The sequence below is a fragment of the Streptomyces sp. NPDC002868 genome (genome assembly GCF_055563295.1).
Window position 1 is genome coordinate 1 of record NZ_JBVHDR010000033.1, and the last position, 13,195, is coordinate 13,195.

Here is a 13,195-nt window from a genome sequence, read left to right on the forward strand (position 1 = left end):
TCTGGCGTTGACTTTTGGCACGCTGTTGAGTTCTCAAGGAACGGACGCTTCCTTCAGACCCTTTTCATGGGGCCCTCCGGGCGCTTCCCTTCGGTGTTTCCAACTCTATCAGGCCCTTTCCCTCATCCTGACCACCACCCTGCGGGCATGCAGAGGTTTAGACCAGTTAGGATCTCGGCTTGATAGGTGCTGCCGACCCCCGACTCAAAGTCGCGTTGGGGTCAGGCAGGGGTACGACAGTACCTGCCGCCGAGTGACGAGGCAAATCGTTTCCGGTGCCCCCTAGGTCCGCCAACTGGCAGCTCTCGTGCGGAACTAGGACTTCCTATGACTTACCCTTCTGAACAGCGCGCCGTCCGGGAATCAGGCAGCGACGGCGACGCAACGAATCTCCGCCCCTGGGAGGCTCCATGACCACAGTGACGTCCCCTCTTGCCGGACGTGCCATCGGACTCGCGGCCGTGCCGGACCCGGTGTTCTCCGGTGCGATGGTCGGTCCGGGTACCGCTATTGACCCCGTGCGTGAGCCGTCGGAGGCCGTCGCCCCCGTTGACGGCATCGTTGTCTCCCTTCACCCGCACGCCTTCGTCGTCGTCGACGACCAGGGGCACGGTGTGCTGACGCACCTCGGGATCGACACCGTTCAGCTCAACGGCCAGGGCTTCGAGTTGCTCGTCAACAAGGGCGACACTGTTCAGCGCGGACAGGCTGTGGTGCGCTGGGACCCGTCGGCCGTCGAGGCCGCGGGCAAGTCCGCCGTCTGCCCGATCGTGGCACTCGAGGCCACGGCCGACTCCCTCTCCAACGTCCGCGAGGACGGCGACGTGAAGGCCGGCGACACGCTCTTCGGCTGGCAGTGACGCCGACGTAGCAGTGACGGCGAGTTGGACATCCATCGCGGCGGCACAGACCGTCGCTCAATCGGAGACGGGTGAAATGGAGACAACGCTTCGAGGCGTCGGCGTGAGCCACGGTGTGGCGATCGGCGAGGTTCGGCACATGGGCACGGCGGTTCTGGAGCCGCCGGCCAAGCAGATTCCGGCGGAGGACGCGGAGCGCGAACAGGGGCGCGCTCGCCAGGCCGTGGAAGCTGTGGCCGCCGACCTGATAGCGCGGGGCAATCTGGCTGGGGGCGAGGCGCAGGCGGTGCTCGAGGCCCAGGCCATGATGGCGCAGGACCCGGAGCTCATGGCCGACGTGGATCGGCGCATCGCCGTCGGCAGCACTGCCGAGCGCGCGGTGTACGACGCGCTCGCCGCGTACCGGGCGCTGCTGGCGGGTGCCGGCGAGTACCTGGCCGGACGGGTCGCGGACCTGGATGACGTGCGGAACCGGATCGTGGCGCGGCTGCTGGGTGTGCCGATGCCGGGTGTGCCGGACAGCGACGAGCCGTATGTACTGATCGCCCGGGACCTCGCGCCCGCGGACACGGCGCTGCTCGACCCGGCGCTGGTGCTCGGGTTCGTCACCGAGGAAGGTGGGCCGACCAGCCACAGCGCGATTCTGGCGCGGGCGCTCGGGGTGCCCGCCGTGGTGGCGCTGCCGGGTGCCCGGGAGCTGGCCGAGGGCACGCTCATCGCCGTCGACGGCAGCACCGGCGAAGTCTTCGTCGGGCCGAGCGACGACAAGCGCGCACAGTTGGAAAAGGCCGCCGCGGAGCGTAAGGCCGCGCTGGCCGCTTCCAGCGGGCCCGGCGCGACGTCCGACGGGCACAAGGTGCCGCTGCTGGCGAATATCGGCGGGCCTGCCGATGTGCCGGCCGCGGTCGAGGCCGGTGCTGAGGGCGTCGGTCTGTTCCGTACGGAGTTCCTCTTCCTCGACGACAGCAAGCAGGCTCCGTCGGAGGAGAAGCAGGTCGAGGCCTACCGCAAGGTGCTGGAGGCGTTCCCCGAGGGCCGGGTTGTCGTGCGGGTGCTGGATGCGGGGGCCGACAAGCCGCTCGACTTCCTGACTCCGGCCGATGAGCCGAACCCGGCGCTGGGTGTGCGCGGGCTGCGCAGCCTGCTGGACCACCCCGAGGTGCTGCGTACCCAGCTGACGGCGCTGTCCAAGGCCGTCGCCGGACTGCCGGTGTACCTCGAGGTCATGGCGCCGATGGTGGCGGACCGTATCGACGCCAAGGCGTTCGCGGACGCGTGCCGTGAGGCCGGGCTGAAGGCGAAGTTCGGCGCGATGGTCGAGATTCCGTCCGCCGCGCTGCGGGCGCGCTCGATCCTGCAGGAGGTCGAGTTCCTGTCGCTGGGCACCAATGACCTCGCGCAGTACACCTTCGCCGCCGACCGTCAGGTGGGTGCGGTGTCGCGGCTGCAGGATCCGTGGCAGCCGCCCCTGCTGGATCTGGTCGCGCTGTCGGCCGAGGCCGCGAAGGCCGAGGGCAAGAGCTGTGGTGTGTGTGGTGAGGCTGCCTCCGATCCGTTGCTGGCGTGTGTGCTCACCGGTCTTGGTGTGACCTCGCTGTCGATGGGTGCGGCGTCGATTCCGTACGTCCGGGCGACGCTGGCGAAGTACACGCTCGCTCAGTGCGAGCGGGCTGCCGCCGCGGCGCGTGCCACGGACACCGCGGACGAGGCGCGGGTCGCCGCGCAGGCGGTGCTCTCCGGCGAGTAGTCGGTACGCGGTTGGTCAGTAGGTGATCGAAGGGGCTTCCTGCCAGGCACGGCGGGGAGCCCCTTCGGCGTTCAGTGGTGGTTGTCCGGCTCGTCGGTGGTGATGTCGAGGCCCGCGCAGTACTCCACGCCGGGCTCGGGGGACAGCGGTTCGCCGGTGGCCGCGTCCGTGCAGTAGGCGCTGAATACCTCGCCCGCGGTGAGCGGGAGGAGGCGGCCCTGGTGGAGCCGCCAGCCGTGGAGGCGGTCCGGGGCGCCCTCGGTGCTCGTGCGCAGCACCAGTCCCCCTGGGCTTTCGAGGGCGATGCCTGTCGCGAGGACGGTGACGAATTCGGCGCCCTCGGATGCGTCCAGTTGGGCAGGCTCATCCGTGGCAGCGTCGGCGTGGAGGACGGCGAGGAGCTGTTCGTCGGGGGCAGGGACGCTGCAGACGAGGTGGTGTCTGCCTGGTCCCGCCGCTTCGAGAAGTCGCATCAGGATGCGGGAGGCCCGGTCGAAGGCGGCCCGGCCGACGTCCTGGCCGCAGTCTGCGCACTCGCCGAGGTCGGCGAGGAGCATGGTCGCGTACTCCCAAGTGGCTTGGCGGACGGCCTTGTTGATCAGTTGCGGCAGCAGGTTGTCGAGCGGCTGTCCCGTGTACGTGAGGCCGGTGCCGCGGCCGGCGGTGTCGGCGGTGTAGCGGCTGCGGCTGGCGGCGGCGTCCGGGTCGAGGCCTGCTTCTGCGCAGTACTCCGCGAAGTCCTCCGGGTCGAAGAGGGCGACGGTGGTGTGGAGTTGGCTGCCGGCGAGGGATTTGAGCAGGGCCTCGATCTGGCGCAGGTAGGTCGGGTGGTCGTCGAAGGTGAAGGTGCGGTAGTGGCGCATGGCGGTGAAGTCGTGCTCGTCGGCGAGGAGGGCGACGGTGCTGGGGACTTCGCGGCGGAGGGTGCGGCGAAGGGCCGCGTCGGTCTTGGGGGGCCGGCGCCTGGATTGGTTGGTCGACTTGGGTTGTTTGGCCTGCTTGGGCTGCTTCGGCTTCCTGACGTACGCCATTTCTCCCCCTGGGTGCGGTCGATTACTGGTGACTCACCGTAATCGACGGCACTGACAATGGCTGGGGGAGCGCCTGCGGCGGGCCTTCCCCACCCCGCCCCTTCCCGTAACTGGGGCTCCGCCCCAGACCCTGCGCCTCGATCGCCGGTGAGGCTTGACTTCGGGGCTCCGCCCCCAGACCCTGCGCCCGGCGGGCTGGATTGTCCCGCCGGCTGGGGCGCGCTAGGAGCGGTCGCGGGCCAGGGCCTCGTAGAAGCGCAGCAGGTCGAGGTTGTCGACCGAGCCCGGGTTGACCGCCTTGGACATGGGTGTGCCCTGGAGGAGGCGCTTCACCGGGACCTCGATGCGCTTGCCGGTGAGGGTGTGCGGGACGCCGGGGACCTCGATGATGTCGTCCGGGACATGGCGTGGGGAGAGCTGTTCGCGGATCGTCCGCGTGATCCGGTCGCGCAGGCCGTCGTCGAGGGCAGCGCCTTCGACGAGGTGGACGAAGAGCGGCATCCAGTAGCCGCCGTCCGGCTCTTCCAGACCGATGACCAGCGATTCGCGGATCTCGGGGAGACGTTCGACAGCTTCGTAGATGTCGGCCGAGCCCATCCGTACGCCCTGGCGGTTGAGGGTGGAGTCGGAGCGGCCGTGGATGACGACGGAGCCGCGGTCGGTGATGGTGATCCAGTCGCCGTGCCGCCAGACGCCGGGGAACATCTCGAAGTAGCTGTCGCGGTAGCGGCTGCCGTCGGGGTCGTTCCAGAACCGGATCGGCATGGACGGCATGGGGTTCGTGACGACGAGTTCGCCGACCTCGCCGATGACCGGCTTGCCCTGGGGGTCCCAGGACTGAAGATCGGTACCGAGGCAGGCGGCCTGGAGTTCGCCGATGTGCACGGGCAGGGTGGGCACCGCGCCGGCGAAGCAACTGCACACGTCCGTGCCGCCGCTGACGGAGGCGATCCACAGGTCGTCCGCCACCTCGTCGTGCAGCCAGCGGAAGCCGTCGGGCGGGAGCGGGGAGCCGGTGGTGGCCACGCACTTGATACGGGACAGGTCGTGGTCGCGGGCGGGGTGGACGCCGGCCTTGCGGCAGGCCATGACGTACGCCGCCGAGGTGCCGAAGAGGGTGGCTTCGGTGCGCTCGGCGATGCGCCACTGGGCGCCGGTGTCGGGATAGCCGGGGCTGCCGTCGTACAGGACGACCGTCGTGCCGGTGAGCAGGCCGGAGACGAGGAAGTTCCACATCATCCAGCCGGTCGAGGTGTACCAGAAGAAACGGTCCTCGGGGCCGAGGTCGCAGTGCAGGCCGAGCTGCTTGAAGTGCTCCAGCAGGATGCCGCCCTGCGACTGGACGATGGCCTTGGGCAGGCCTGTCGTACCGGAGGAGTACAGCACCCACAGCGGGTGGTCGAAGGGGACCTGCTCGAAGACCGGTTCGGTGTCGTGAGAGGTGATCGCCGACCAGTCGAGAGCACCCTCGGGGGCTTCCGTACCGAGCAGCGGGATGTGGATCACCGCGCGCAGGGTGGGGAGTTCGCGGCGGAGCTCGGCGACGGTCTCCGTACGGTCGTGCACCTTGCCGCCGTAGCGGTAGCCGTCGACGGTGAACAGGACGACCGGCTCGACCTGCTGGAAGCGGTCGAGGACGCTGCGGGCGCCGAAGTCGGGGGCGCAGGAGGTCCATACCGCGCCGACGGCCGCGGTGGCGAGGAGGGCGGTGACGGCCTGCGGGATGTTGGGCAGGTAGCCGCTGACTCGGTCCCCGGGGCGTACGCCGAGGGCGCGCAGTTCGGCTGCGAGAGCGCCCACCTGGCGGCGGAGCTCGGACCAGCTGATCGGGGTCGGCTCATGTGTCTCGTCCACATACAGCAGCGCCGCGTCATGGGGGCGCTCCTCGGCGGTGCGCAGGGCATGCTCGGCGTAGTTGAGCGTGGCGCCGGGGAACCACTGGGCCCCAGGCATGGCGGAATTCGCGAGGACACGCTCGTACGGAGTGGAGAACCGCACGTCGAACCAGTCGGCGACCGCCTGCCAGAAGGTCTCGAGCTCGTCGACGGACCAGCGGTGCAGCGCCGCGTAGCCGCCCTCCGCAGGAGCCCCGTGGCGCTCGGCGGCCCATGCCTGGAAGCGGGTGATCCGGGCGGCGGCGATGCGGTCCGGGTCTGGCTGCCAGAGGGGGGCAGGGTTCGCTGCTGAGGTCATGGGGCGGCTCCCGGGGTGGCTCTACGCGGTGTCTGCGTGCGTCGCGCGCACGTGCGGGGTGTGCGCGTGACGCGGCTGACAGGGACGATGCCATGTGATCGTCTTTCGCACCAGGGCTCTCCACCCATGGTCGGGCGGGAGAATATGTGCTCTGACCACGGGTGAACGGGAGTTGAACAAACCCCACATCCGCTCGGCCGGATGGCAGGCTGAGCTGCATGGACGGTCGGGATCTGGTGCGTTCGGTACGAAGTTTCGGAACGGCGCAGGGGCTGCGCGCGGCACGCTCGGCCTGGCGGCAGCGGCGGACCGACGCCCGGGAGCTGCCGACGAGGGGGGCGGAGCGGGCACGGGTGCCCGGGCCCGTGACCGGCTCCGAGCCGCTGCTCGGGGGCGGCATCCTCCGGTTCGCACGTTCGGAGCTGCGCATCCGGGTCACGGCGGGCGGCACGGTCTTCTGGGGCTGGGACGGCGCGGGGCCCGAGCCGTCGTACGCACTCGCCGACGGGCCTCCCGAGCCGGATCCGCGTGCCGAGCTCGAGCCCGACAAGGACGGCGGCTGGCGCGTGGTGTCGGAGCGGGTGACCGTGGAGGTCTCCCGCAACGGCGCCGTGGAGATCCGTACGCCGGGCGGTGTCGTTCTGCGCCGGGATCTGCCGCCGCGCTGGTGGGAGCCGGTGCGGGGCGGTCCGGCACGGTGGGTACAGCGGACTGAAGTGCCCGCGGACGCACGCTTCTTCGGGCTCGGCGGGCGAGCCTCCGGGCCGCGCCTGCGGGGCGGCACATACCGGCTGTGGAACACCGACCCCAAGGGCACCTTCGGTCCCGGCGACGACCCGCTGTACATCAACATGCCCGTCCAGGTGGTGGTGGCGGACGCCGGCACCCATCTCGCTTTCCACGACAACTCGTGGGACGGCCGGGTCACCCTGCACGAGGGCGAGGAGGGCGCGGGCTCGGGGCACGACCGGCCCGGCACCAGCGAGGTGCGCATGGACGGCGGGCCGCTGCGCTGCTGGGTGGTGGTCGGCACTCCCGCGCGCGTGCTGGCCGGCTGGACCCAGCTCACGGGCGCGCCCGCGCTGCCGCCGGCCTGGGCGCTGGGACCGCAGCACGCCCGGTGGGGTTTCGGCAGCGAGCGGGAGGTGCGCCGGATCGTCGCGGGCTACCGGGACCGGGAGCTGCCGCTGTCCGCCGTCCATCTCGACATCGACCACTACGACGCGCATCAGGTGTTCACGGTCGACCGCGACAAGTTCCCCGATCTGCCGGGCATGGCGAAGGATCTGCGCGAGGACGGGGTGCGGCTGGTCTCCATCGTCGATCCTGCGGTGAAGGCGGAGCGTGGGAACGCGGTGTACGACAGCGGGTCGGCGGCCGGGGCGTTCGTACGCGATCCGCGGGGCAGGGAGGTGCGGGGCGTCGTCTGGCCGGGCGAGTGCGTCTATCCGGACTTCACGGATCCGGCGGTCCGCCGGTGGTGGGGAGAGCTGTACGAGGAGCGGCTGGCGCAGGGCTTCTCCGGGGTGTGGCACGACATGAACGAGCCGGTGTCCTTCTCGCCCTTCGGTGACATGACGCTGCCGCGCTCGGCCCGGCACGCGCTCGAGGGGCGGGGCGGCGATCACCGCGAGGCCCACAATGTGTACGGTCTCGCGATGGCGCAGGCCGGGTACGAGGGACTGCGGCGGCTGCGGCCGGAGGAACGGCCGTTTCTCTTCTCGCGCTCCGGCTGGGCGGGTATGCAGCGGTACGGAGGCACCTGGTCCGGCGATGTGTCCACCGGCTGGCCCGGGCTGCGGGCCTCGCTCTCGCTGGTCCTTGGGCTCGGGCTGTGCGGCGTGCCGTACTCCGGTCCTGATGTGGGCGGATTCGACGGCAGTCCGTCGCCCGAGTTGTATCTGCGCTGGTTCCAGCTGGGGGCGCAGCTGCCGCTGTTCCGTACGCATGCGGCGATCGACGCAGGGCGCAGGGAGCCGTGGGAATTCGGGCCCGAGGTCCTCGCGCATGCAAAGGCGGCCCTCGACGAACGGGAGCGGCTGCGGCCCTACTTCGTCACGCTGGCGCATCTGGCGCGGCTGACTGGGGCGCCGTATGTGCGGCCGCTGTGGTGGAGCAGTCCGGAGGACCGGGTGCTGCGCGACTGCGAGGACGCCTTTCTGCTCGGTGACGCGCTGCTGGTCGCGCCGGTGCTGGAGAGCGGGACGGACCGGCGGGCGGTGCGGCTGCCGCGCGGCCGGTGGTACGACACGGCGACGGGGCAGGCGTACGACGGGCCCGGGCAGGTGCTGGTGGACGCTCCCCTTTCGCGGATCCCGGTACTGGCGCGGGGTGGTGCGGTGATTCCGGTACGGGGCGCGGACGGCGGGATCGAGCTGGAGGTGTGGGCGCCGGCCGAGAGGCGCGGGGGCGGGGGGCTGGTGGTCCCGGACCTGGGGGACGGCTGGGAGGAAGCGGAGGTGGAACGGTACACGTCGCGGCTGGTGGACGGGCGGGTCGTGGTGAAGCAGGTCAAGGGGGACCGGTCCGGTCCGCCGAGGTGGCGGGTACGGGTGCGGGGGCTGGGGGCGCGGCCGTAGCGGTACGGGTCCGCGGGTGCGGGTTGGCCCGGGGTGGGGTGGGGTGCACGTTCCGGGCTCGACTCCGCGGCGCCGGCGGCAGTCTGGCCGTACGCGGCGGGGCTGGGTCCCCGGGGGTTCGCCCGCGAAGCCACCCACCGGACACCAACCACCAAGCCCCCGGCCCACGGCACCCACGAACCCGGGTGACTACGCGTACCGTCCCTCGAACCATCTCCGTACCGCGATCGTGTGCAGCGGGAACGTCAGCTCCGTCGGCGCATGGAGCAGGTGCCAGCCCGCCGTCTCGGGCGTCGGGGTCGGCGGTGGGAGGTCCGCCGCCGGGCGTTGTGGCAGGAGGCCGAACAGGAGCAGATGGCCGTCCGGCGCGCTGAGTGCGTCCGCGAGGTGAACCTCCTCGCGCGAGGCCTCGATGCCGGTCTCCTCCGCCAACTCCCTTACGACCGCCTGCTGCCAGTCCTCACCGTGGTCGATGTAGCCGCCCGGCAGCGCGATGCCTCCGCGCCTCGGTTCAATCGTGCGGGTGATGACGACGAGTCCGGTGCCGTCGGCGTCGTACGCCGGCAGCAGCGCGACAGCGACCGGCAGCGGATTGCGGTAGGCCGTCTCGCCGCAGGCCGGGCAGGTGCGGGGCCAGCCCGTCAGGGAGCCGTACGGCGTCCCGCAGTTGCCGCAGTGGGAGTCCATGGACACGCGCGGACTGTATCCGATCACCCTTTCCCGCAGGGCCGGGAACTGGTAGAGCGTGTGCGCATGACAGGACTTGCTTCCGCTTTCCGCACCCTCGTAGCGACGGCCGCCGCACTTTTCGCCGTCACCGCCGCCCCCGCGGCGCAGGCCGAGTCCGAGCCGAAGGCACCCAGGGAGTTCGTGGCGCTGCGGTCCGTCGACCCGACGATCATCCAGGAGATGCGCTACATCACCCGGCACAACTTCGTGGGTGAACTCGTCGACGGCTACCGCCAGCCGCTCTGCATCCTCACCCGGCCCGCCGCCCAGGCGCTGCACAAGGCGCAGTCGAAGCTGCTCCGTCAGGGCTACTCGCTGAAGGTGTACGACTGCTACCGGCCGCAGCGGGCTGTCGACCACTTCGTTCGGTGGGCCAAGGACCTCGATGACGAGGCCATGAAGGAGGAGTTCTATCCCCAAGTCGACAAGTCGCGGCTGTTCGCCGACGGTTACATCGCTGAGAAGTCCGGGCACAGCCGCGGCAGCACGGTCGATCTCACCGTCGTGAAGCTGCCTGCCCTGCCAACCAGGCCGTACATTCCCGGCGAGCCTCTCGTCCCCTGCTATGCGCCCAAGTCCGAGCGCTTTCCGGACAATTCCGTGGACATGGGGACCGGTTTCGACTGCTTCGATACACTGTCGCACACCGATGACCCCAGGATCCAGGGCAAGCAACGCGCCAACCGGCAGCTGCTGAAGGGCACTCTGAGTGCGGTCGGTTTTGTGAACCTGCCCGAGGAGTGGTGGCACTTCACCTACAAGCCGGAGCCGTTCCCGGACACCTTCTTCGACTTCCCCGTCGCTTGGCGTTCGGTTGCCGGGCACTGAGGGAGGCAGCTGCGGAACGGGCGGCCGGGACCACCCCCCGTAGGCTCCGGCCGCCCGTTCTCCGGTATCGGACGCGGTCGGGCCGTATCCGGTTCACTGCCGAGGGATTACGGTGCCGCCATGACGCAGCAGACGTTTGACTCGTACGAGGAGTTCTGGCCGTACTACGTCGCGATGCACTCCAGGGCGGCCACCCGGTGGGTCCATCTGACCGGCACGCTGACCGGTCTCGTGGTCAGTGCGTACGGGCTGGCGCGGGGCCGGAAGCGGTATGCGGCCGCCCTGCCGCTGATCGGCTACGGAACGGCCTGGCCCGCGCATTTCTTCATCGAGAGGAACAACCCCGCGACCTTCGGGCATCCGGCCTGGTCGCTGCGGGGTGATGTGCAGATGATCCGGATGATGCTGGCGGGCAGGGACCGGGAACTGGCCGAGACCGCCGCCAAGTGGCTCGCCGAGAACCGCTGACCCGTGGCACACTTCTGACGTTCCGTCAGATTGCAGTGCCGGGGAGGGATCTTGACGCGCACACCCGTGGTGGCCGGATGGTTCACGCAGGACAGCGGTGAGGAGGACTTCCGGCTGCTCGGCACCCGCTGTGCGGCCTGCGCGTCGGTCTTCTTCCCGCGCGAGGACTCCTTCTGCCGCAACCCGGCATGCGGGGGCGGGGAGTTGGCGGAGGTGCCCCTGTCCAAGCGGGGACGGGTGTGGTCGTACACGGACGGACGCTATCGACCACCCGCGCCGTACGTCTCTGACCCCGATGCGGAGTGGGAGCCGTACACACTCGTCGCCGTCGAGCTCGAGGCCGAGCGGATGGTGGTCCTCGGGCAGGCCGTGCCGGGCGTGAGAGTCACCGATCTCGCGGTCGGGATGGAGGTCGAGGTCGTGCCCGGCGTGCTGAACGAGGACGCGGAGACGGTCTGGACGACCTGGCACTGGCGGCCCGTGGGGGTGGCGTCATGAGCGGCGAGGTGGCAGTCCTCGGGGCCGGAATGCATCCCTGGGGCAAATGGGGTCACAGCTTCGTCCAGTACGGCACGGCCGCGGCCAGAGCCGCGCTGGCCGATGCCGGGATCGACTGGCGGCAGGTGCAGTCGGTGGTAGGCGCGGACACCATGCGCTGCGGCTATCCCGGGTATGTGGCGGGGGCGACTTTCGCGCAGGCACTCGGCTGGCAGGGGGCACGCGTCAGCAGCGTCTACGCGGCATGCGCATCGGGCGCGCAGGCGATCAACACCGGGCGCTCCCAGATCCTGGCGGGCATGGCTGACGTGGTGCTGGTGGTGGGTGCGGACTCCGCGCCGAAGGGTTTCTTCGCACCGGCCGGCGGCGATCGGACCGACGATCCCGACTGGCTGCGCTTCCGGGTGCTCGGGGCGACCAACCCCGCCTACTTCGCGCTCTACGCCCGTCGGCGTATGGCCCTGTACGGCGAATCCGCCGAGGACTTCGCGCTGGTCAAGGTGAAGAACGCGGCGGCCGGGGCGCTCAACCCCAACGCCCGCTACCGCAAGGCTGTCTCGGTCGAGGAGGTGGCCGCCTCCGCGGTGGTCGCCGATCCGCTGCGGCTGCTCGACATCTGCGCGACGTCCGACGGCGCGGCCGCGCTGGTGCTCTCCAGCATGGACTTCGCGCGCCGGCACGGGGCCGGCGAGCCGGTCCGTATCCGCGCGGTCTCCACCGTCTCGCCGACCTATCCGAAGGCCGTACTCGACCTCCCGGACATCGCGACCGACTCGGCCGCCGCCGTGGACCCGCTCCCGCGGTCGTTCCGGGCTTCGATCGCCGGGGCCGCGTACGAGGAGGCGGGCATCGGGCCCGAGGATCTCTCGCTCGCCGAGGTGTACGACCTCTCCACCGCCCTGGAGCTGGAGTGGTACGAGGACATCGGGCTGTGCGGGGCCGGCGAGGGCGCCAAGCTGGTGCGCGAGGAGGCAACCGCGCTCGGCGGGCGGATTCCCGTCAATGTCAGCGGCGGTCTGGCGTCCTTCGGCGAGGCTGTGCCCGCTCAGGCCATCGCCCAGGTCTGCGAGCTGACCTGGCAGTTGCGCGGCACTGCCGGGGCGCGCCAGGTGGCGGGGGCGCGCACCGGGATCACCGCGAACCAGGGGCTGTTCGGCCATGGCTCGGCGGTCGTCGCCGTACGCTGAGCCGACCCTGAAGGCGACCTCCCGCTGCCTTACGTTCCCCGGTACCGTGTCAACTCACAGGCCCTGAACTGCGCTTGCTGTCAGCGACCTTGACGCCCCATCACGGCCGGTGAAAACTGCCTCTTCGTCGGCATCGCCGCACTTCGGCACGCTCACCACGCTCGTCACGGACGCCGGGCCGGGTACGGGAGACTCCCCTGCCCCCGGCTCCGTAGCCATGGAACGCCATGGAGCACGCATCCTGCACGGAGGACCGGGGCCCAGGCCCCGGCCGAGGGCATAGGAGCCGCCATGAGCAATGGAGACATTTTCGTCGGTGAGGTCATCGGCACCGCGATACTCATCCTCTTCGGCGCGGGCGTCTGCGCCGCCGTCACGCTCCACCACTCCAAGGCAAGGGCCTCGGGGTGGGTCGTCATCGCCTTCGGCTGGGGTTTCGGCGTGCTGGCGGGCGCGTACACCGCCGCGCCGCTGTCGGGTGGGCATCTCAATCCGGCCGTGACACTGGGCGTAGCCGTCGACACCGGGGAGTGGAGCAAGGTGCCGCTCTACATCCTGGCGCAGATGGTGGGCGCGATCCTCGGCGCCGTACTCGCCTATCTCGTCTACTTCGCGCAGTTCCAGGCCAACGCGGACAAGAAGAACGCACAGCTCACGCTCGGAATCTTCTCCACCGGTCCGGAGATCCGCAATCCCGTCGCCAACGTGATGACCGAGATCATCGCGACGATCGGCCTGGTGCTGCCGATACTCGCCTTCGGCAAGAACGACGGCATCGGCATCGGGCAGATACCCGGGCAGGACGCCGGGATCTACGGCTCCGGCATCTCCATACTGCTGGTGTCGCTGCTGGTCGTCGGTATCGGTCTCTCGCTCGGCGGGCCGACCGGTTACGCCATCAACCCGGCGCGGGACCTCGGACCACGCATTACCCACGCACTGCTGCCGATCCCCAACAAGGGCACCTCCGACTGGGGTTACGCCTGGGTGCCGGTGGCCGGGCCCGTGATCGGCGGGCTGCTGGCCGGCCTCATATTCAACGCAGCCTTCTAGGCCTTCCGGCCACTTCGACAAG

At 70.4% G+C, this 13,195-nt stretch carries 11 protein-coding genes; 8 read left to right on the forward strand and 3 right to left on the reverse strand.

What is annotated here, in order from left to right; genetic code table 11:
* Nucleotides 1-410: 410 nt before the first annotated feature.
* Both ACZ3H8_RS38050 and ptsP read left to right on the forward strand, forming a co-directional pair.
* On the forward strand, nucleotides 411-860 hold the full coding sequence (locus ACZ3H8_RS38050; protein WP_467409597.1) for a PTS sugar transporter subunit IIA: 450 nt from the start codon (nucleotides 411-413) through the stop codon (nucleotides 858-860).
* Nucleotides 861-936: 76 nt separating this feature from the next.
* Entirely contained in the window at nucleotides 937-2,607 is a 1,671-nt protein-coding gene (gene ptsP, locus ACZ3H8_RS38055) for a phosphoenolpyruvate--protein phosphotransferase (protein WP_467409599.1), read from the forward strand.
* A gap of 71 nt (nucleotides 2,608-2,678) precedes the next feature.
* Here the strand turns inward: ptsP and ACZ3H8_RS38060 are convergent, their stop codons facing one another.
* The gene (locus tag ACZ3H8_RS38060; protein ID WP_467409600.1) at nucleotides 2,679-3,638 is read right to left on the reverse strand and encodes a hypothetical protein; all 960 of its coding nucleotides are present in this window, start codon (nucleotides 3,636-3,638) and stop codon (nucleotides 2,679-2,681) included.
* 222 nt (nucleotides 3,639-3,860) lie between these two features.
* Nucleotides 3,861-5,831 (reverse strand): acetoacetate--CoA ligase, encoded by a 1,971-nt coding sequence (locus ACZ3H8_RS38065; protein WP_467409602.1) that lies wholly within the window; start codon nucleotides 5,829-5,831, stop codon nucleotides 3,861-3,863.
* 218 nt (nucleotides 5,832-6,049) lie between these two features.
* Between ACZ3H8_RS38065 and ACZ3H8_RS38070 the strand changes: the two genes are divergently transcribed.
* Nucleotides 6,050-8,410 carry a glycoside hydrolase family 31 protein gene (locus ACZ3H8_RS38070; protein WP_467409603.1) on the forward strand — a complete coding sequence of 787 codons (2,361 nt, stop codon included), beginning with the start codon at nucleotides 6,050-6,052 and terminating at the stop codon, nucleotides 8,408-8,410.
* 189 nt (nucleotides 8,411-8,599) lie between these two features.
* Here the strand turns inward: ACZ3H8_RS38070 and ACZ3H8_RS38075 are convergent, their stop codons facing one another.
* Entirely contained in the window at nucleotides 8,600-9,097 is a 498-nt protein-coding gene (locus ACZ3H8_RS38075; protein ID WP_467409631.1) for an NUDIX domain-containing protein, read from the reverse strand.
* 66 nt (nucleotides 9,098-9,163) lie between these two features.
* Between ACZ3H8_RS38075 and ACZ3H8_RS38080 the strand changes: the two genes are divergently transcribed.
* From ACZ3H8_RS38080 to ACZ3H8_RS38100, 5 genes are all read left to right on the forward strand, one after another.
* A complete protein-coding gene (locus ACZ3H8_RS38080; protein WP_467409606.1) occupies nucleotides 9,164-9,967 on the forward strand; it encodes a M15 family metallopeptidase in 804 nt (267 codons plus the stop codon).
* A gap of 120 nt (nucleotides 9,968-10,087) precedes the next feature.
* Nucleotides 10,088-10,435 (forward strand): Mpo1-like protein, encoded by a 348-nt coding sequence (locus ACZ3H8_RS38085; protein WP_467409608.1) that lies wholly within the window; start codon nucleotides 10,088-10,090, stop codon nucleotides 10,433-10,435.
* Between the two features lie 66 nt (nucleotides 10,436-10,501).
* Entirely contained in the window at nucleotides 10,502-10,933 is a 432-nt protein-coding gene (locus ACZ3H8_RS38090; protein ID WP_467409632.1) for a Zn-ribbon domain-containing OB-fold protein, read from the forward strand.
* Nucleotides 10,930-12,120 (forward strand): lipid-transfer protein, encoded by a 1,191-nt coding sequence (locus ACZ3H8_RS38095; protein WP_467409610.1) that lies wholly within the window; start codon nucleotides 10,930-10,932, stop codon nucleotides 12,118-12,120. Before ACZ3H8_RS38090 ends, ACZ3H8_RS38095 begins: the two co-directional genes overlap by 4 nt.
* A 291-nt stretch (nucleotides 12,121-12,411) precedes the next feature.
* The gene (locus ACZ3H8_RS38100; RefSeq protein WP_467409613.1) at nucleotides 12,412-13,173 is read left to right on the forward strand and encodes an MIP/aquaporin family protein; all 762 of its coding nucleotides are present in this window, start codon (nucleotides 12,412-12,414) and stop codon (nucleotides 13,171-13,173) included.
* Nucleotides 13,174-13,195 lie beyond the last annotated feature (22 nt).

What these genes read in the sequence shown, in the direction of transcription:
- ACZ3H8_RS38065 (WP_467409602.1), bottom strand. Translation starts at nt 5,831, where the DNA reads ATGACCTCAGCAGCGAACCCTGCCCCCCTCTGGCAGCCAGACCCGGAC.
- ACZ3H8_RS38085 (WP_467409608.1), top strand. Translation starts at nt 10,088, where the DNA reads ATGACGCAGCAGACGTTTGACTCGTACGAGGAGTTCTGGCCGTACTAC.
- ACZ3H8_RS38060 (WP_467409600.1), bottom strand. Translation starts at nt 3,638, where the DNA reads ATGGCGTACGTCAGGAAGCCGAAGCAGCCCAAGCAGGCCAAACAACCC.
- ACZ3H8_RS38100 (WP_467409613.1), top strand. Translation starts at nt 12,412, where the DNA reads ATGAGCAATGGAGACATTTTCGTCGGTGAGGTCATCGGCACCGCGATA.
- ACZ3H8_RS38095 (WP_467409610.1), top strand. Translation starts at nt 10,930, where the DNA reads ATGAGCGGCGAGGTGGCAGTCCTCGGGGCCGGAATGCATCCCTGGGGC.
- ACZ3H8_RS38075 (WP_467409631.1), bottom strand. Translation starts at nt 9,097, where the DNA reads ATGGACTCCCACTGCGGCAACTGCGGGACGCCGTACGGCTCCCTGACG.
- ACZ3H8_RS38050 (WP_467409597.1), top strand. Translation starts at nt 411, where the DNA reads ATGACCACAGTGACGTCCCCTCTTGCCGGACGTGCCATCGGACTCGCG.
- ACZ3H8_RS38070 (WP_467409603.1), top strand. Translation starts at nt 6,050, where the DNA reads ATGGACGGTCGGGATCTGGTGCGTTCGGTACGAAGTTTCGGAACGGCG.
- ptsP (WP_467409599.1), top strand. Translation starts at nt 937, where the DNA reads ATGGAGACAACGCTTCGAGGCGTCGGCGTGAGCCACGGTGTGGCGATC.
- ACZ3H8_RS38080 (WP_467409606.1), top strand. Translation starts at nt 9,164, where the DNA reads ATGACAGGACTTGCTTCCGCTTTCCGCACCCTCGTAGCGACGGCCGCC.